This is a genomic window from Rhizobium acaciae (genome assembly GCF_025941625.1).
In the GTDB taxonomy this organism is placed as follows: domain Bacteria; phylum Pseudomonadota; class Alphaproteobacteria; order Rhizobiales; family Rhizobiaceae; genus Rhizobium; species Rhizobium acaciae.
This window is the reverse complement of the sequence record NZ_JAPCZO010000015.1, coordinates 33,467-52,264: the sequence shown is the minus strand read 5'-3', so window position 1 is coordinate 52,264 and position 18,798 is coordinate 33,467. Positions and strand designations below refer to the sequence as shown.

The window sequence follows — 18,798 nt, the reverse complement described above, 5'->3', positions numbered from 1 at the left end:
CAGGACTACGGGAGGCACGGACATGTCCCATAAAATTCACGATATTCATCCCCATGTCATTTCGACGGACGACATGCGGTTTCCGCGTTCTCCGCTCGGCGGCACGCAGTCGGACTGGTCCAAGGAGCATCAGGTGACTGCCGAAGACATGGTCGCGGCGATGGACGAAGCCGGCATCGCAAGCTCGGCGCTCGTCCAGTCGGCGACCTGCTACGGCTACAACAACAGCTACGTTGCCCACGCCATCGAACAGTATCCGGATCGGTTCACCGGTGTCGGCACAATTGACGTTCTTCAGCCCGATGCGGTCGACACGATGAAGGGATGGATCGATCGGGGCATTGCAGGCCTGCGCCTCTATACCGGCGGCAGCAAGCTCGAATTCGACTTCAGCTGGCTCAACGATCCGTGCACGTTCCCGGTCTGGAAATATGCCGGCAAGAACGGCATCTCGATCTGCGTCCAGGCGCGCGCGCCTGCGTTTCCGATCGTCACCGAGATGGCAGATCGTTTCCCACAGACGCGCATCGTCATCGATCATCTGGCCCGCATGGATACGACAGACGGTCCTCCCTATACCAATGCGACGCCGCTCTTCGAGTTGGCCGCTTACAAGAACATCTATCTGAAGGTCACCCCGCGGTCCTTCGACCTCGCCAATTCAGGCAAGGCCTCGCCGGAAACCTTCTTCCCTAAACTGGTTGCCGAATTCGGCGCAAACCGGATCGCCTTCGGTTCGAACTACCCGGCCTCCTCGGGCACGCTGAAACAGATCGTCGATCGCGCCAAGGAAAACCTGAAGTCGCTGTCGCTGGCCGATCAGGACTGGATCCTCGGCGGCACGGCTGAATCCCTCTATCCGAAACTCGCCTGACAGCAGGAGCCGACCATGACCCATTCCTATCCCACTTCCGGCCCGGTCACGCTGCACACGCTTCTGGCCGACAAGAACGCCAGCACAAAATCGCTGACATCGGGCGTAATCAAGAGCGATCTCGTCAGCTTCAATTTCGACGCGCCCGAACTCATCCACAACGGCTTCAAGCCGATGGTACGGGACGGCAAGTACGACTGGGGCGAACTGGCGATCGTCACCTTCCTACAGGCCAAGTTCTACGGGAAGCCGCTGGTGCTCATACCCGCCGTCATCGGCGGGCGCTTCCAGCATCAGTGCGTCGCCTACAACAGCGAGCACGGAACACTGAAGCCTTCCGACCTCGACGGCAAGCGCATCGGTGTGCGGTCCTATACCCAGACGACCGGCGCGTGGATCCGCGGCATCCTGCAGAACGAATACGGTGTCGATCCGGCAAGCGTCGAATGGGTCGTGTTCGAGGATGCCCATCTTGCAGAATACAAGGAGCCCTCGAACGTCCATCTGGCTCCCAAGGGGAAAAAGCTGAAGGAGATGCTTTTTGCCGGTGAACTGGATGCGGCGATGATCGGCAGCGACATGCCGGACGACCCGCGTATCAAGACAGTCATTGCCGATCCGAAGAAGGACGCGCTCGACTGGCACGAAAAGACCGGCATCATCCCGATGAACCACATGGTCGTCGCCCGACCCGAGCTTTCTCAGCAGCGCCCCGACGTCGTCAGAGAAATCTACCGCATGCTGCTCGAAAGCCGCGATCTCGATACGAAACCGTCGAACGGCCTGCAGATGCGCCCGTTCGGCGTCGAAGCCATGCGGACGTCGCTCGAAGCGATCATCGAATACGCCCTGCAGCAGAAGATCATCGAACGCAGGCTGTCGGTCGACGAGCTGTTCGACGACACGACGCGTGCGCTTGGTGCGTGACGACGAAGGGAGAAGAACGTGATCATCGATTGCCACGGTCACTATACGACCGCGCCGGTAAAGCTCCGGGATTTCCGCAAGGCGCAGATTGCAGCTTTCAAGAGCGGCGGCAAGGAACCTGACGAGCCGTTTTTTTCGGACGACGAAGTCCGGGAGACCCTCGTCGAGGCGCAACTCAAGCTGCAGAGAGAACGCGGCACCGACGTCACGATCTTCTCCCCGATCGCCGGCCTCATGGGCCACCATGAGGGCGACGAGGCGATGAGCCAGCGCTGGAGCCGGCTTTCCAACAATCTGATCCACCAGGTCTGCCGTCTGTTTCCAGAAAGCTTCGTCGGAGTCTGCCAGCTTCCGCAGTCGCCGGGCTCTTCGCTGGAGGGATCCGTTCGAGAGCTTGAGCGCTGCGTCACCGAACTCGGTTTTGTCGGCTGCAACCTCAATCCCGATCCATCCGGAGGTCACTGGCAGGGACCCGCCCTGACCGACCGATCATTCTATCCGCTCTATGAGAAGATGGTCGAGTTGGACGTCCCGGCCATGGTCCATGTCAGCTCCACCTGCACGCCGGCCATCCACCATACCGGCGCGCATTATCTGGCCGGCGACACGATCGCTTTCATGCAGCTTCTGACCTCGGACATCTTCAAGGATTTTCCGAAGCTGCGCTTCATCATCCCGCATGGCGGCGGCGCCGTGCCCTTCCATTGGGGGCGCTATCGCGGTCTGGCCTATGACCTGAAACGCCCACCGCTGACCGAAATGATCCGCGACAACGTCTTTTTCGACACCTGCGTCTACCACTATCCCGGCGTGGCGCTGATGGCGGATGTCATCCCGGTCGACAACATCATCTTCGCATCGGAAATGATCGGCGCGGTGCGCTGCGTGGACCCGGATACCGGCCATTATTTCGATGACACCAAGCGCTACGTGGACCGGCTGACGCACCTGTCGGACGAGGACCGTTACAAGATCTTCGAAGGCAACGCCCGCAAGGTCTTCCCACGTCTCAACCAGGCGCTTTCCCATTGAATTGAAAAAGGGAGGAATTCATTCATGTCGAGATTGAACGGCATCATCAAGGCATTCGAGAACGGGCAGAAGGCATTCGGAACCTTCGCACCGGCCAGCATGGAATCGGCACTCTGGGTAACGGGAGCGCCCTATGACGGCGTCATCTACGAAATGGAGCATCGGCCGTGGAATCCTGCCGAGCTGCGCGACACGATGCAATATATGCTCAGCCGCAAGCAGATCCGCACCTCGACCGATCCCGGCCCATCCGTCACGCCGATCTGCCGCATTCCGGCGAATGGTGGCGAAATGAACCAGTGGCTCGCCAAGCAGGCGCTCGATGTCGGTGTCTTCGGTGTCGTCTGGCCACATGTCAGCACGGCGGAACAGGCCTACAATGCCGTCGCCGCCTGCCGTTACCCGCGTCTGAAATCCGCTGAACATTATGAGCCAGTCGGCATCCGTGGCGACAGCCCCGGTACCGCGGCCCGTTTCTGGGGTCTTTCCCAGACGGAATATTACAAGAAAGCCGATGTCTGGCCGCTGGCGCCGGAAGGCGAAATTCTCGTCATCCTGATGATCGAGGACACTCTCGCGATCGAAAACCTCGACGAGATGCTGACGAAAGTGCCGGGCATCGGGGCTGTGCTGATTGGCGAGGGCGACCTCAGCCAGGAACTCGGTTATCCACGCGAATACGAACATCCTGAAGTGGTGCGGCACATGGCCGAGGTCGTCAGGATCTGCAAGGCCCGCGGCGTTCCGGTCGGCCATCCGCATGTCGGCTCAAAGAATGTCGAGCGCGTCATCGGCGAAGGTTTCGACCTTCTGTTGGCAGCCCCCACACGTTCCTTCTCGGCGCTCGAAAACGGCCGCAAGTTCGCCGGTCGGGAGTGACCGGATACTCTGAAGAGAAAATGCGTCGGCCGAAGTCTCGGCCGACGCATTTTCGTGAGGCAGTGCTTGCCTCGTGGCGTCTGGCAATAGTTGGAGAGAGTGATGATCACGCAGCAGTTGGCGCAATATATGGCATCAACCGGCGCGCGCGAGCTGCCGAAAGAGGTGCGCGAATCCGCCGTCCATCATCTGATCGATACGGTCGCAGCGATCGTCTCCGGCAGCATGCTGGAAGCAAGGCCGGGCGCCATCGCCTTTGTCCGCGAACTGTCGGGACGTGAGGACGCGACGGTGGCCGGTACCGATATTCTCGCCTCGGCGGAAAGTGCCGCCCTGGCGAACGGCATGTTCGCGCATGCAGATGAATCCGATGATTCTCACGGAGCTTCCGTCACCCATCCCGGCTGCTCCGTGGTTCCGGCAGCACTCGCGATCGGCGAAAAAACAGGGGCGTCGGGCGAGGATTTCCTGAGCGCCATCGTCACCGGATATGACGTCGGTACGCGAGTAGCCGCAGCAATCGGCGGCGGCGATTTCATGGTGAAATACCACCACTGCTCCTTCGGTGGCATTTTTGGTGCAGCGGCAGCCTCTGCCTCGCTGCTCGGGCTGGATGCCGCCGGATGTGCGCGGACATTGACCTTTGCGACCCATCTGGCATCCGGCAGCACGTGCTGGGTGCGTGATCCCGCCCATATCGAAAAGGGGTTCGTCTTCGGGGGGCTTCCTGCCCATAACGGCGTGAAAGCCGCCCTGCTCGGCCGGACCGGTATCCCCACCTCGACGGAACCCCTGGAGGGCACGCCCGGACTGTTCGCCGGTTATGTCGAAACGGCCAGGCCCGAACTCGCCACCGAGATGCTTGGCGAGCGCTTCGAGGTACTTCGCACGGCGATCAAGAAATGGTGCGTCGGCTCACCCTGCCAGGCGGCGCTCGACTCCATCGAGGATCTGGTGAAGCAGCAACGTTTCAGTGCGGAGGATGTTGCCGATATTCATGTCACCCTGCCGGAGCGACGCGTGCTGATCGTCAACAGCAAGGTGCCGAACCTCAATCTCTCGCATCTCCTGTCGCTGTTCATCATCGATGGCGGCGTCACCTTCGAGTCCGTCCATGAAACCTCCCGCACGCAGAATCCAGCGATACTGGCCCTGCGCAGCCGGGTTCGCATTGAGGCACGGCCCGGCGCGCATCGCCGGGAGCACGCGATCATAACGCTGACGCTCAAGGACGGCCGGGTGTTCGTGAAAAACCCGCAAACGGTGCGCGGCCAACCCGAGAACCCCATGGACACAGACGAGGTCGTCGCAAAGGCGCGCGGATTGATGGCGCCGGTGCTCGGCGAGGCTCAAACTGAACGCCTGATCGAAATGCTACTGCAGATCGACCAATTGGACGATGTCAGAAAGCTTCGCCCGCTGCTTCAGCGGGCCTGAGCCGGCAACAGAAAGCCCCGGATATCATGACATCCGAGGCTTTCGTTTGCTTGCCTCGTTGGATAACTCAGTGCTTCGGCATGCGCTCCAGCGCTGCATCCAGCCGTCCGTAGACCCGCCGCGCATTGCCCTCGAAGATCTTGTAGCGATCCTCATCCGTGAAGGATTCCACCGCATCGATATAGCGTTTGGTGTCGTCGAACCGGTGGCCGGTCGTGGGGTCGATACCGCGGACAGCGCCGATCATTTCCGAGGCGAACAGCACGTTGTTGACCGGAATGACCTTGGCCATCAGATCGATGCCTGGATGGTGATAGACGCAGGTATCGAAGAACACGTTGTTCAGCAACAGTTCGTCCAGCGGCGGGCGCTTCAAATCCTGCGCCAGACCCCGATAACGACCCCAATGGAAGGGCACCGCCCCGCCGCCATGCGGGATGACGAATTTCAGCGTCGGGAAATCCTTGAACAGGTCCGACAGAAGCATCTGCATGAAGGCGGTGGTGTCGCCGCAGAGATAATGCGCGCCTGTACCGTGGAAGGCGGGATTACAGGACGCGGCGACGTGAACCATGGCAGGCACGTCGAGTTCCACCATTTTCTCATAAAGCGGATACCAGTAACGGTCCGTCAGCGGCGGGTCAGTCCAGTAGCCACCCGATGGATCCGGATTGAGGTTGCAGCCGACGAAGCCCAGTTCGGTGACGCAGCGCTCCACTTCAGGAATGCAATTGGCGACCGGCACGCCGGGCGATTGCGGCAGTTGGCAGACGCCGACAAAGCTTGTCGGGAAGATCTGCGTCGCCCGGTAGATGAGATCGTTGCAGACCTCCGCCCAGAGCTGGCTTGTATTCGCATTGCCGATGTGATGCGACATCTTGCCGGCGCCGGGCGAAAGATGCGTCACGTCCGTCCCGCGTTCGTGCTGCAGCTTGACCTGGTTGTTGTAGAGCGTCTCATGGATTTGGTCGTCGCTGATATTCAGCGAGTCCCGCGATGGCGTCTTGCTCGGGTCCTTGAGGCCGGCGATCTGCTCTTGCCGGAACAATCCAAGCGCCTCGGGAGCAGTGGTGTAGTGGCCGTGGATATCGATGATCATTCTGTATCTCCTTCCTTGGTTCAAGCCGGAACGGCCACGGCAAGGGCTGGATAAAGCCCTTTCGCTGTGCCGGAGAGGATGTTTGCCTGATCCTTTGCGCCGAGAACCGACACGGCCTTCGTCACCGTTTCCACCAGCTTGACATAGGTGCCTTCGGAAGACGGATAGTTCGAGCCGAAGGCGATCTTGTCAGAACCAAATTCCTGCACGAGCTTCGGCAGGAAGGTTTCCGCGGTGGCCTTGCTGTCCGGAGCATTGATGTCTTCGAGCAGGCGCGGCGTCAGCTTGAGAAACATATTGGGATAGGCGGCCAGATCGAAGAGCGGCTCTGCCTTCGCATAAGGCGCGCCATCGGAAACCTTCACCCGGCCCAGATGGTCGAGCAGGAGATTGACGGCCGGGAACCGCTTCAGGACCGCATGGACCTGCTTCAGCTCCTCTTCATTGGCATGGATGTTGACGCAGACGGAAAGCGCCAGTTCCTGGCACTTTTCATAGACCGGATAGAGCCGCGGATCGTCGAGGGACAGCCACTGCCTGTCGATCGTGCTTCCCTTCGAGAAGATGCGAAGCCCGGTCAGACCGCGATCCTTCCAGTAGACGAGCTTTTCGACTGCATCATCCGCCAGAACGTCGCTGGAGAAGACGCCGGTAAAGCGATCCGGATAGAGCGCCACGGCATCGGCGACATAGCTGTTGTCGAAACCGTAGGTGGTCGAAGAATGAACGATCGCCGCCTTGGCGACGCCTGTCTGCTTCATACCGGCGAGAAGCTGGTCGAGGTCGGTGGAACGCTCATGCGACCAGTCGGAACGCTTTCCCATCAGCGGCACGACGGGGTAGCGGGTGGTATCGCCGGAAACGATATGCGGGTGGATGTCGTAAATCTCGGTCATCGGATCATCTGCCTTTGTCGAATGTGTCGGATCAGAACTTGTCTGCATCAATGAAGAGGTCTTCGACCTGCAGTTCGCGCGGCATCAGGCCCTGCTGGACTGCATAGAGCCGGAGCGCATCGATCGCCGAGCGGTTGACTGCGATGCCATAGGGCAGCGGATCCGGACCGACGATTTCGGTCTGCTTCAGCATCCGCTTGTCGACCTTGCTGGTTGCCTCGCCCGAATGGAGCTGTTTCAGGTAGATTTCCTTGGCTTCGACGAAAGCCTTGTAGATCTTCTTCGCAACCTCGGGATGGGCAGCCAGGATCGAATCCTTGATCACCAGCGTGCTGTGCATCGGATAGATGCCGGTGCGGCGATACCATTCGGCACCGAGTTGGTCGGCATTCGGGAAGAGCTCCCGATAGTTGTCGGTCGAGGGAACGGTTTGGGCGGCCCAGCCTTCCTTCGGCGCGCCCTTGCGCCCGATGCCGGCATTGGCAAGGAACCCGGCTTGGATGCGGCCTTCGGCCATCATGTCGATAAGCGAGTCGCCCTTTTCGACGTGAATGACGTTCGGCGGCAGCTTGAGCTGCGGCACGTGTTCCTCATCATCGACAACCCAGGTGACCTTGGAGGAATCGACGCCAAACTCGTTGACCAGGATGCCACGTGTCCACACACCGGTGGTAACCGAATAGGCGCGGACACCGACCTTCTTGCCTTCCAGATCCTTGGCGTTTTCGATCCCCGCATCCGGCCGAACGACAAGACCGGCATGATGGAAGCGACGCTCGAAGAAGATCGGCAACGCCGTGTATGGCGCCCCATACGCCTTAGCGATGAAATAGGTAGTCGGCGCCAGTTCGCAGACGTCGAACTCGACATCGCGCACCATGCGGCGGAAGGCGGCGATCTGCGGCTCCACTTCGATGAAGTCGAAGACGACGCCGTCCATCTTGACGCGGCCGTCCTTCAGCGCGGCCGTGTGGCCGTGGGTTCTGAGCGCGATGGTGAGGTGAAGTGGTTCGGACATGGGTACTCCTCCATTTTAATAATTGTCCGGCGGCCGGTCGGCCACGCTTCAAGCGATTGGCCCGGTGGTCCAGCTATAGCCGGATCGATTTTCGCCGCGGTCATCCAAAGCCTCGGCGAAGGCATAAGACATTCGGTTGTCCTATCGCCGCTCGGTCATCAGGCGCAGCACGCCGTAGAAGCGCTCGACGATTAGCATGAGAACGACGGCGAAAATGATCATTGCGCCGCTCACCGCCGTGATGACAGGATCCGATCCCTGCGAGGCGAAGCTGAATATTTCCGCCGGAAGCGTCGAATGGCCGGGCAGCGCCAGGAACAGCGAGATCGTCACCTCGTCGAACGAGATCAGGAATGCGAAGATCGTTCCTGCCGCAGCCCCCGGCGCAATCATCGGAAGGATGACGTGTCGCAGGGTCTGGAACGGTGAAGCGCCCAGGCTGTAACTTGCTCTCTCCGCCAAGGGGTCGAGCGAGATGACACTCGTCATCGTTAGACGCAGCACGAATGGCAGACTGATCAGGATATGCCCGGCGATAATGCCGAGCGGCGCGCTCGAAAGCGCCAGCAAGGCCATGAACTGCAGCAGCGCGATGGCAAGCACGATATGCGGAATGGCCATTGGCATCAGTAGGACCGACAGGATGCCGCTACGGCCCGGAAATTCGTAGCGCCCCAGCACGAGGGACGCGAGGACGCCCAGCGTCCCGGAGATGAGCGCCACCAGAAGTGCGATCTGGACGCTGACGACGAGGCCCGACTGAAAGTAAGGATTCTGCAGCGCCGCGTAATACCATCGAAGGCCAAAGGAGGCCGGCGGGAACCGCACATATCCTTCGTTGGTGAACGAGACCACCATGATGACGACAAGTGGCAGCAGCATGAAACTGCAGAAGACGACGGCAAAGAGGCGACGCGCCAGATGCCAGATGCCGTTGGAACCGTTCATCGGAGCGCCTCCTTGAGGTCGCGACGCTCCAGGAGCCTTCCCATGAAGAAGACGAAGGCGAGCGTCATGGCGAGCAGCACGAAGGCGACCGCGCCGCCCATGTTCCAGTTCGCGAGCAGGATATTTTGCTGGTAGATCATGTAGGCCATGGTCTTGTTGGCGGAACCGCCGAGCAGCATCGGCGTCGCAAACGCCGTCATGGCGCTGGCGAAGACGATGACGCAGCCGGACTGCACGCCGGGCAGGCTGAGCGGCAGGATAACATCACGAAAACTGCGCCAACTGGATGCCCCGAGGCTCGCCGCCGCCGACAAAAGCTTCTGATCAAGCTTGAGAAGCGAAGCATTCAGCGACAAGACCATGAACGGCAGATAGATATGAACGAGGCCCAGAATGATGGCGGTCTGCGTGTTCAGGAGACGCAGCGCGTATTTGGCCGGCAACATCGCATCGATCAGGCCGTTCGGGCTGAACACCACCATCCAGCCGTAGGTCCTGACGATGACACTGATGAAGAGCGGCGACACGACGATCAGCAGCATGAGCCGGCGCCAGATGCTGCGCGAGAAATAGACGTAGAGCGCCGCAGGATAGGCGAGCAAAAGCGCAACGATCGTGGCGAGCGCGCTCAAACGGATCGTGCGCAGCATGATTTCCCAATAGAAATCGTCGGTTACCACGCTGACATAGTTGCCGAGCGTGTAATGGATCGCGCCCGATGCGTCTTCCTGAAGGTTGCTCACAAGAATGGCTGCCATGGGGACGACGAAAAAGATAACCGTGATGGCGAGGACCGGCAGCAGCAGAAGGAAGATCGTCATCTGGCGGCGAAGCCGCTTTGCCGGCGATGTCGGGGAGGCAGCGGTCATGGCTGATCCCCCTTCATGATCCGGCCCGCATCCGCGCTCCAGGAGACATTCACCTGGTCAGCGGGACGGAGAACTTGATTGACGTCATTCAGGCGATAGATGAGCAGCGGACCCACCGGCGTTTCGACGCGCACATTGAGCGTGCTTCCGAGTGCCGCGATGCTTTCTACGATGCCTGGAAGCGTATTGGCCTGGCTTTCGCCGCCGATACGAATCTCTTCCGGGCGCAGAAAGAGCACGCCGGGCGCCTCGCCTGCCTCGGACTTGTTGCATTGGAACTCCTGAGCGCCCACCTGGAAAATATTCCGTGCCCGACAGTCGGTCCCGGCGAGCACATTCGCCTGACCGATGAACCGCGCCACGAACTGGGTTTGCGGAGACCAGTATATTTCGGAGGGTGTCCCGACCTGTTCGAGGCGCCCCTTGTTCATGATGGCGATGCGATCGGCTATGCCGAATGCTTCTTCCTGGTCATGGGTGACGAGCAATGTGGTGACGCCGGTCGCCCGCTGGATGCGTTTGAGTTCGGTACGCATTTCCTCGCGAAGACGCGCATCGAGGTTCGACAGCGGTTCGTCCAGCAGCATCAGCTGAGGTTCGATCGCCAGAGCGCGGGCGATCGCTACGCGCTGCTGTTCCCCGCCCGACATCTGCCTTGGATAACGCCCGCCCTTGCCCTCGAGATGGACGAGTGCAAGCAGTTCCGTAGTACGTTTCTGGATGCCTTCCTTCTTTTCGCCGCGGATTTTCAGTCCGTATCCGATGTTCTCCTCCGCCGTCATGTGCGGAAAAAGCGCATAACTTTGGAAGACCACGCCCATTTCCCGTCTCTGGGGCGGGACATTGGTGATGTCCCGGCCGGCGAGATTCACATTGCCGCTGGTTACTTCCGTAAATCCCGCGATCGCGCCGAGAGCGGTCGTCTTGCCTGACCCGGAGGGGCCGAGGAGACAAAAGAACTCCCCGGCTCCAAGGTCCAGATCGAGGGAATGGATAGCCACGAACGCTCCGTAGGACACGCCTACGTTCTCGAGCGACAGAAAGGATTGCATTTCCGATGTACCCGCTGTTTTTCACTGATCTGGAATGGCCGTTCAGCGACAGGCCTACCGCTCGACTTCGCGGTTCCAGCGTTCGACATATTTCGGCAGGTTCGCCGCGATATAACGCCAGTCTGGAATGAAGACGCTCTTCAGGTCCGGGAAATAGATGCGGTCTGCGTCGGGAATTTTGACGGATGAAACCACGGGCGTGTAACCGAACCCTTCGCGAACCTTCTCCTGGCCCCGCTGGGACAAGAGATAGTTGACCCAGGCATGAGCTGCCTTCGGATGCGGTGCGCCTTTAACCACGCTGACCCAGGTCTGGTAGCCGATGCCGCCTTCCTTGGGCTGCGACATCCCGATCGGTGTTGCGGCGGTTTTTAGCTGGAAGCCGCGATGCGCAGTCAGATTGCCGACCCAGAGATCGCCCTGTTGAAGCGCCGTCTCCATATTGCCCAGCGAGGAATAGAAATTCAGCATTTGCGGCCGCAGTTCCTTCAGTTTGGCAAAGGCGGCATCGACATTCTTCTCATCGCCGCCAAGCTGCTTGGCGAGCAGGGCCAGGAAACCGGCCGCGCTGGAGATATTGATAGATGGTAGCCCGACATGTCCCTTAAAACGCGGGTCCCAGAGATCCAGCCACGAACTTGGCGGCATCCAGTTGTTCTGCTTGAACACCGGAATGCTGTACATGAGCTGCACGACAGCAATGCCGATCGGGGCTGCCGCGGGTTCCTGCCCCGCATTGGCCGGAACTTGCGCCAGATTCGGAACAAGCGACTTGTCCAGCGGAGCGACGAGGCCGGCGTCGATCGCCTGATAGGTCGTGCCGCCAGCGAGCCAGATGGCGTCGATCGTCGGGCGAGCTGCCTGGGTCCGAAGCTTTGCGACATTGTCGGCCGGCTGGCCGGTGATCAGCGTTACCTTGATGTCCCCATACATCTTCTGGAAATCAGGGATCAGCAGCTTCTCGATGACTTCCTGCGAAGCGCCACCCGGTCCGGCGAATACGAGTTCGGATTCGACATCTGCCGCAACGGCCGTCGATACACGCGATCCGGGTAGCCCACCGGTCGCAAGATAGGCTCCGGCACCTGCCATGCCCCCAAGTGCCGAGCGGCGCGTGAAATTCGAACATGCCCGAAAATTACGCAAATCCTCACCCATTGCATCTCCTCCCAGATTTGAATGTGTTGCGTGCCCCATCATTGGTGACGCAGAGGAGGTTCTGCGCATTGAAAAGGGATGCTTAGCCATAAGATTTGCCGAAAGGGAGGGCGCACCTTTTGCGTATACTTCATCAGGCCGACGACGTTTCAAAACCGGGACAAGAGATAGGCAGACCGGAAAAACTCTTAAATTCCAAAGAGATGACCCACCGCAAAGATGGCTTCGCAATCAAAGGAAGCATATCCCCAGTCTCGGGGAAAAGCGCTGGCAGCCAAAGTCCGGGTCGGCGGGTCATATTGTTGGACAATCTGACTCACGGTAGTCTTTTTGTGGGAGGAAATCCGGACGGCCGCGATGATGCACCCATTGATTGCATGCCGTACCTTACCTTACCTGAAAAAGACAGGTCGTCAGCTGAAGCGGACGGGCGCTGAACGGGCGCCGTGCCAGGAGGAAACATGATCGCCTTACCTAACCTTCGGCACCTGAAGGCATTTCAGGCTGTTGCACGCCTGGGAAGCGTCGGCCAGGCTTCAGCAAGCATCAATATTTCACAGCCGGCGGTGACGCAGGCGATCGCCAAGCTCGAATATCAGATCGGCGCTCCGGTTTTCGACCGGCGCCCGACCGGATCTTATCCGACCGAATTCGGCAAGATCCTGCTGCGTCGCGTCGATCGATTTTTCTCTATGATAGAGGATGGCTTTTCGTCGCTCTATCCGAGCGCCCCCGAAAACGATCAAGGTCATACGCCGATCGGGCTTGTGACCAGTACCCAGATACGGTCGCTTGTCGCGACTGCGGATGCGACGACTGCCGCACAATCGGCGAGCGCCATGGGAATTTCGGAAACCGCACTCTATCGCTCGGCGCGCGAACTGGAGCATATCCTGAACTGCCGCCTTTTTCAGGCTTCCGCGGACGGAATCGTCAACACGCCGGCCGGAGCCGAACTGACCCGCAAGGTCGGCCTGGCAATCCGTGAGATCGAGTGTGCGCTGGAGGAAGTCGATATCGCCAAGGGCCGTGCTGCAGCCCGGCTGAGCATCGGCGTACTACCTATGTCCGCAACCTCGGCGTTTTCTTCGGCCGTCGGCGACCTGACGCGGCGGCATCCGAATATCCAGATCAGAATAAAGGAAGGCAACTATCTCGCGATGCTGAACTGTCTGAGACTAGGGCAGGTCGACATGAATTTCGGGCTTCTGCGGAGGCCGGATTGGGCCAATGATGTTGTCGAGGAACCGTTATGCGGTGATACGTTCTGCGTGATTACCCGCCGCGGGCATCCCCTGAAGGATATCGCAAATCCCACCTTTCGCGACTTCATGAAATACGAATGGATCATGCCCGCACCAGGAACAGCGCGCCGGCGCATCCTCGAGGAATTTTTCGATGTAGGGCCGAGAACATCCTACGCCATCGAGACGAGTTCGCCCGCCGTGATCCGAAGCCTTCTATCGACCAGCGACCGCATCAGTATCCTCAGCCGGCAAGAAATCGACAATGACGACCGGCGGGACCGTTTCTCTATATTCCCGCTGCGTTCGCAGCGGCCCTCCGTAAAAGGCATCACCACAAGGGCAAACTGGATACCGACGCCGATCCATCTTGAATTCCTGGAATTGCTGCGTACACACCTTGCCAGATCATGAAACGGCCCGGTCGATCAAATCCGCCGCGCAAGGCGCTTTCCCATGGGCGATCGATAGCAATATCCGGCCTCCGGTCCGCATACCCATCATGAAATAAGCGAAGAGTAGAAGATCTTGGAATTCCGAAGAACCGTGCCGCTGATCCTGGCTCTGGCACTCATCATGCAGCAGATCGATTCAACTGCGGTCGCCACTGCCCTTCCCTCCATCGCAGCCGATTTTAAGGAGTCCGTCCTCACGCTGCACGCCATCATTACGATCTATCTCCTCTCCGCCGGCGTCTTTTTGCCGGTCAGCGGATGGACCGCGGATCGGTTCGGCGGGAGGCGCGTGTTCTGCTGGGCCATCGTGACCTTTACCCTGGCATCGCTTCTTTGCGCGCTTTCGCCGACCGTCGACATCTTGATTGCGGCAAGGGCATTGCAGGGCATGGCGGGAGCGATGATGGTGCCGACCGCCCGCCTGATCCTCGTGCGATCGGTGAAGCGCGAAGAGCTGGTACCGGCAATGGTGATGATGAGCATGCCCGCTGTCGTCGGCCCGACCATCGGTCCCCTGCTCGGCGGTTTCATTACAAGCATCGCCTCATGGCATTGGATTTTCTGGATCAACCTGCCGATCGGCGCGGCGGCGATCACGCTGACCCTCCTGCTCGTCGACAAGATCCCGACGCAGCACCGCGCATCCTTCGACTTTCTCGGCTTCATCCTGTCGGGCGCCGGCATCGGCGCGACGATACTCGGCCTCGCATCCGCTGCCAGGGATTTCGGAGCGGCGTCGATCGCGCTGGTGGCCACCGGCCTGGTCCTTCTCGGCCTCTACATAGGACATGCGCGTCGCAACACGAATGCGATCCTCGATCTGACGCTCTTCCGCTATCCGACGTTCCGGGCAAGCCTCTCAGGAGGTTCGCTTTTCAGGATTTCCATGGGCGCGCTGCCATTCATGCTTCCACTCCTGATGCAGCAAGTCTTCCACTATACACCGCTGCAATCGGGAGCGATCACCTTCGTCTCCGCCTTCGGCGCTTTCGGCATGCGCACTATCGCCAAGCGCATCCTGCACCGCTTCGGCTTTCGCAAGGTTCTGCTCTACAACGCCCTGATTGCCAGCGGTTCTATGGCGCTGTGCGCGACTTTCACTCCGGATTCCGCACCATCCCTAATGATCATGATCATCATGCTGGGCGGCTTCTTTCGAGCGCTGCAATTCACAGCGCTCAACACGCTTGCCTTCGCGCAGACCACCGAGGCGCAGATGAGCCATGCAAACTCCTTGGCGCAGATGGCGCAGCGAATTGCGCAAAGCTTGGGCGTCGCCGTCGCCGCCTTGTTGCTCCAGTATTTTTCCGGAGACACCGGCGTTCTCACCAACAGGGCCTTTGAAATCACCTTCGCGGCGGTCGGACTGATCGCGGCGTCGTCCTGTTTCTCATTCCTGCGACTACCGAACGGCGTCGGTGACGAGTTGGCCGGACGAAAAATATAAAGATTCCCATTTCTTTACCAGAGCCTGTCACCCTTCCATCTTGATTTCTGCTGATCACCAAGTCCTCGGCACAACGGGCTCCGATACCTCTTCGCCGGGAAACGTGCTTGCCTCCGCCAGCCATTCCTGCGGTGCAAGCTGTCCCCATGGCGCAAATTGCGCGCGATCCGTGACATCGCGTCCAATCGGCTCACTCTCGAAGTGCATGATCTGGATAGGATGGCCGAGAAGCTCTACCCGATGACCGTCAGGATCTCTGAAATATATGAAAGGCGCGTGATCCTGGCCGTGGCGACTGGGTCCGAATTCCACCCTGCGAGCCATACCGAGGCTAGCCGCCACGTCACCTGCTCTGAACAGGTTCTGCGCCTCCGCAACATATGCGAGATGATGCAGCCTCGGCCCTCTGCGCGAACCGAAGACGATGTCGTGAGGATTGTCTTTCCGGTGCATGAACGCGCTCGTCATGTCACCTTTCGGGGTGTAGGAAAAGTCGGAGATCATGAAGCCGAAAGACGCATAGAATTCCGCGGCTACGCGAACATCCGGAACGGCGACCTGTGTGTGGTCGAAGCGAAGGGCACAACCGCCGCGATGGCGGTCCACACGACTGTGCAGCCGGAGCTGAACGGTCATTCCCGAGCAGAACTCGAGCGGCACGCCTTGCGGATCACGGACACGCAAGGTCCTGCGTTGATGCGGCACTTCCACCCAACTTAGCGCAAGCCCTGCATTTTCGAAGAAATGAGCAGCCCGCTCGATATGCTCGTCATCCCGCACCCGAAAACCGAGTTGCGAGCATTGTGGGCCAGTTGAGTCGGCAAGCTCGAGCGTCAGGCTGTGATGGCTGTCTTCCTCAAGCCCGCGAAGATACGCCGTCTTCCCGTCCCGCTCCGTCAGGATGAGACCGATAACTTCCTGATAAAACTCGAGGCTCTTCGAAATATCCGCTACCGTCAGAACCACATGGCTGGCGCGGGTGACGTCGAACTGAGGATTGTAGTTGGTCGTTGGCAGGATCATCGAAGCACTCATTTCCAAAATTTTATACTAAACCGTGTTCGAGGCGATCGTTTCGAAAGGCACGAGACGCTTGCCCTGGCTGAGAGCCACGACTTCGGGATTGAAATCCTGTCTGAAAGAGCCTCCCATATTCGTAACGCGCTGAATGAAACTTTCCAGATATGGCATGCCACCGTTCACCCGATCATGGACAACAACCGTCGACCTTGGAAGATGGACGCAACGGGCGAGCGCACGGTCGTTCCATCCCGGCGGGTCGGTGCCATCATAGGGCATCACATCCCAAAGTATGCAGGTGAATTTGCCGTCTTCGAGCAGGTCCACCGCCGCCTTGCTGAGAAGATGGGGGCCAACCTTGCCTTTTCCGTTCGGGCGAAAGAATTTCATCGGATGCGCAAGGTCCCCCAAAAGCTCCTGCGCGCGGCCGATCTCTCGTGCAGGCGCCTCGGGATCCGGGAGCATTCCCAAGGGGGCCTTGTGATTCAGGGTGTGGTTACCGATCCAGTGGCCGGCATCCTTCGTCCGCTTTGCCATATCCCGCATGACGGGGTCTTCGAGTTTGCCGCACACCAGAAAAAATGTCGCAAGGATGTCGTATTTTTTGAGGATATCCAATACCTTGGGCGTCTCTTCGAGATCCGGCCCGTTGTCGAAAGTCAGCGTTATTTCCACGTTTAAGCCTCCTGCATCACCATCTAAATTTTTGACGAGTTGGGCTGTGGCGCATCTTGGGAGACGCGCAGATTATAAGCCTAAGATGTTGAAATCAGAAAAGGAGACCGGCGCCGGCAGATTTGCCTGCGCCGAACCCTTAGCGCCACTTGAACCAGGCGTCTTCGAGAGCCGTGAGGCCGCGTCCGATCAGCAATCCGAGGATCGACAATACGACAACACCGGAAACGAGCTGGTCACTACGCATCAGCGTCCCTGCAAGGATGATGAACGAGCCAATGCCCTGATCCGACGCGATCATTTCCGCTGCGACTACAAGCGTCAAGGAATAGGCCGTGGTGATGCGCATTCCCGCGACGATACCTGGCAAGGCCCCCGGCAGAAGCACGTCTCGAATGATGGAGCGCATCGGAACACCGAAGCTTTGAGCCATACGGATGATATTGCGCTGGACATTGTCGATGCTTGAGAACGTCGCAATCGCGGTCGGAAAGAACACGCCGATACCGATTGTAAATACCTTCGGGAGTTCACCGACACCGAGCCAGAGAATGAGCAGCGGCAAAATCGCGATCTTCGGGATCGGGTAAAGGGCTGTGATGAGGGGCTTACCGATCGCGCGCATCGACGGGAACAGGGCGATCGACACACCGAAGACGAGGCCTGCAAGCGTGCCGCAACTCCAGCCGATCACGATGCGTACCGCAGATGCCGAAATGTCTCTCAAGAGACTGCCGGACTTTGCCAACTCGTAAAGTGTCGCGGCGATTGTCAGCGGACCAGGAAGAAACGTCGAACTGATCCAGCCGAAATGCGAAGCTGTCTGCCATACGACCAACAATCCGAGCAACCCGACCCAGGAGAGCGGACCACGCTTGCTGTCGCGTGTCTCGAACCCACCGCCGCGAAACGGCACCACGCCCGAAGTTGCGCTCGGCCTCGCCAGGTCTGAATTGGATTGAGCCACGTCAGCCATATGCCATCTCCTCGTTTGCATGGACTGCTTCGTCCTTGATCAGCGACCAGATCTCATCATGGACTTTTAAAAGCTCGACGGTTCGATCGGGACTGTCCCGCTCGTGTTTGGGGACGGCCATCGTGAAGATCTTCTTAATGCGGCCAGGCCTGCGGGACATGACCACGATCCGGTCTGCAAGCCTGATCGCCTCGTTCAGATTGTGGGTGATATGAACAGCCGTAATCCTTTCCTTAAGCCAGAGGTTCAGGAAGTCGTCCATCAGGATTTCACGCGTCTGTGCGTCGAGCGCCGAGAAAGGTTCGTCCATCAGCAAAATGGCCGGCTTCACAACAAGCGCCCTCGCGATACCGACGCGCTGGCGCATCCCCCCGGAAAGCTGTTTCGGAAATGCGTCCGCAAAAGCGGAGAGGCCCGTTCGTGCCAGAACATCGCGGATACGAGCCTCGCGAACACCGCGCGGAAGGTTATGATGTTTGAGGACAAAAGCGATGTTGTCCTTGACCGAAAGCCAGGGCAAAAGCGCGAAATCCTGGAACACGAAGGTCAACGGGTTCAAGCAGTCGGGATGTGACTGTCCGGAAAATCTGACTTCGCCCGAAGCCGGCTCTACCAGTCCGCCGATGATCCCGAGCAACGTTGATTTACCACAGCCGGACGGGCCGACCACACATACGATCTCGCCGCTGACAACATCGAATTTAATGTCGTTGAGAACGACAAGAGAGCCGTACCGATGTTCGGGTATATTGATATGTAGATCCATATTTCTGCCTCTGGATGCGCGGCCTG

Annotated in this window: 18 protein-coding genes; 7 read left to right on the top strand and 11 right to left on the bottom strand. The window is 59.2% G+C overall.

Features of this window, described 5'->3' with window-relative positions:
• The first annotated feature begins 22 nt into the window (after positions 1–22).
• The 5 genes from OLZ32_RS23305 to OLZ32_RS23285 all read left to right on the top strand — a co-directional run bounded on the left by OLZ32_RS23305 (position 23) and on the right by OLZ32_RS23285 (position 5,149).
• On the top strand, positions 23–874 hold the full coding sequence (locus OLZ32_RS23305; RefSeq protein WP_264422955.1) for an amidohydrolase family protein: 852 nt from the start codon (positions 23–25) through the stop codon (positions 872–874).
• A gap of 15 nt (positions 875–889) precedes the next feature.
• On the top strand, positions 890–1,801 hold the full coding sequence (locus OLZ32_RS23300) for an ABC transporter substrate-binding protein (protein ID WP_264422952.1): 912 nt from the start codon (positions 890–892) through the stop codon (positions 1,799–1,801).
• Positions 1,802–1,819: 18 nt separating this feature from the next.
• Positions 1,820–2,833, top strand: coding sequence for an amidohydrolase family protein (locus tag OLZ32_RS23295; protein WP_264422950.1), 1,014 nt, complete (start codon positions 1,820–1,822; stop codon positions 2,831–2,833).
• A 24-nt stretch (positions 2,834–2,857) separates the two neighbouring features.
• The gene (locus OLZ32_RS23290; RefSeq protein WP_264422948.1) at positions 2,858–3,712 is read left to right on the top strand and encodes an HpcH/HpaI aldolase family protein; all 855 of its coding nucleotides are present in this window, start codon (positions 2,858–2,860) and stop codon (positions 3,710–3,712) included.
• A 102-nt stretch (positions 3,713–3,814) separates the two neighbouring features.
• A complete protein-coding gene (locus OLZ32_RS23285) occupies positions 3,815–5,149 on the top strand; it encodes an MmgE/PrpD family protein (protein WP_264422946.1) in 1,335 nt (444 codons plus the stop codon).
• Between the two features lie 67 nt (positions 5,150–5,216).
• Here the strand turns inward: OLZ32_RS23285 and OLZ32_RS23280 are convergent, their stop codons facing one another.
• The 7 genes from OLZ32_RS23280 to OLZ32_RS23250 form a co-directional block, all read right to left on the bottom strand.
• Positions 5,217–6,248, bottom strand: coding sequence for an amidohydrolase family protein (locus OLZ32_RS23280; RefSeq protein WP_264422944.1), 1,032 nt, complete (start codon positions 6,246–6,248; stop codon positions 5,217–5,219).
• A gap of 20 nt (positions 6,249–6,268) precedes the next feature.
• Complete coding sequence (locus OLZ32_RS23275) at positions 6,269–7,144, bottom strand: amidohydrolase family protein (RefSeq protein ID WP_264422942.1); 876 nt, start codon at positions 7,142–7,144, stop codon at positions 6,269–6,271.
• A gap of 31 nt (positions 7,145–7,175) precedes the next feature.
• Positions 7,176–8,162 carry a PhnD/SsuA/transferrin family substrate-binding protein gene (locus OLZ32_RS23270; RefSeq protein ID WP_264422941.1) on the bottom strand — a complete coding sequence of 329 codons (987 nt, stop codon included), beginning with the start codon at positions 8,160–8,162 and terminating at the stop codon, positions 7,176–7,178.
• A 141-nt stretch (positions 8,163–8,303) separates the two neighbouring features.
• Complete coding sequence (locus tag OLZ32_RS23265) at positions 8,304–9,110, bottom strand: ABC transporter permease (protein WP_264422939.1); 807 nt, start codon at positions 9,108–9,110, stop codon at positions 8,304–8,306.
• Positions 9,107–9,979 carry an ABC transporter permease gene (locus tag OLZ32_RS23260; RefSeq protein WP_264422936.1) on the bottom strand — a complete coding sequence of 291 codons (873 nt, stop codon included), beginning with the start codon at positions 9,977–9,979 and terminating at the stop codon, positions 9,107–9,109. Before OLZ32_RS23260 ends, OLZ32_RS23265 begins: the two co-directional genes overlap by 4 nt.
• Positions 9,976–10,980 (bottom strand): ABC transporter ATP-binding protein, encoded by a 1,005-nt coding sequence (locus OLZ32_RS23255; protein ID WP_264422934.1) that lies wholly within the window; start codon positions 10,978–10,980, stop codon positions 9,976–9,978. Before OLZ32_RS23255 ends, OLZ32_RS23260 begins: the two co-directional genes overlap by 4 nt.
• 105 nt (positions 10,981–11,085) lie before the next feature.
• The gene (locus tag OLZ32_RS23250; RefSeq protein ID WP_264422932.1) at positions 11,086–12,189 is read right to left on the bottom strand and encodes an ABC transporter substrate-binding protein; all 1,104 of its coding nucleotides are present in this window, start codon (positions 12,187–12,189) and stop codon (positions 11,086–11,088) included.
• 461 nt (positions 12,190–12,650) lie between these two features.
• On the opposite strand from OLZ32_RS23250, the gene OLZ32_RS23245 reads away from it, so the two are divergent.
• Entirely contained in the window at positions 12,651–13,847 is a 1,197-nt protein-coding gene (locus OLZ32_RS23245) for a LysR family transcriptional regulator (RefSeq protein WP_264422930.1), read from the top strand.
• A 114-nt stretch (positions 13,848–13,961) separates the two neighbouring features.
• Positions 13,962–15,335 carry a DHA2 family efflux MFS transporter permease subunit gene (locus OLZ32_RS23240; protein WP_264422929.1) on the top strand — a complete coding sequence of 458 codons (1,374 nt, stop codon included), beginning with the start codon at positions 13,962–13,964 and terminating at the stop codon, positions 15,333–15,335.
• Between the two features lie 54 nt (positions 15,336–15,389).
• On the opposite strand, the gene OLZ32_RS23235 is transcribed toward OLZ32_RS23240, so the two are convergent.
• The 4 genes from OLZ32_RS23235 to OLZ32_RS23220 form a co-directional block, all read right to left on the bottom strand.
• Positions 15,390–16,358 (bottom strand): VOC family protein, encoded by a 969-nt coding sequence (locus OLZ32_RS23235; protein ID WP_264422927.1) that lies wholly within the window; start codon positions 16,356–16,358, stop codon positions 15,390–15,392.
• A gap of 27 nt (positions 16,359–16,385) precedes the next feature.
• Entirely contained in the window at positions 16,386–17,030 is a 645-nt protein-coding gene (locus tag OLZ32_RS23230) for a polysaccharide deacetylase family protein (protein ID WP_264422925.1), read from the bottom strand.
• Positions 17,031–17,169: 139 nt separating this feature from the next.
• Entirely contained in the window at positions 17,170–18,006 is an 837-nt protein-coding gene (locus OLZ32_RS23225) for an ABC transporter permease (protein ID WP_264422924.1), read from the bottom strand.
• Complete coding sequence (locus tag OLZ32_RS23220) at positions 17,999–18,772, bottom strand: ABC transporter ATP-binding protein (protein WP_264423208.1); 774 nt, start codon at positions 18,770–18,772, stop codon at positions 17,999–18,001. The genes OLZ32_RS23225 and OLZ32_RS23220 overlap by 8 nt, the downstream gene beginning before the upstream one ends.
• Between the last annotated feature and the right edge of the window lie 26 nt (positions 18,773–18,798).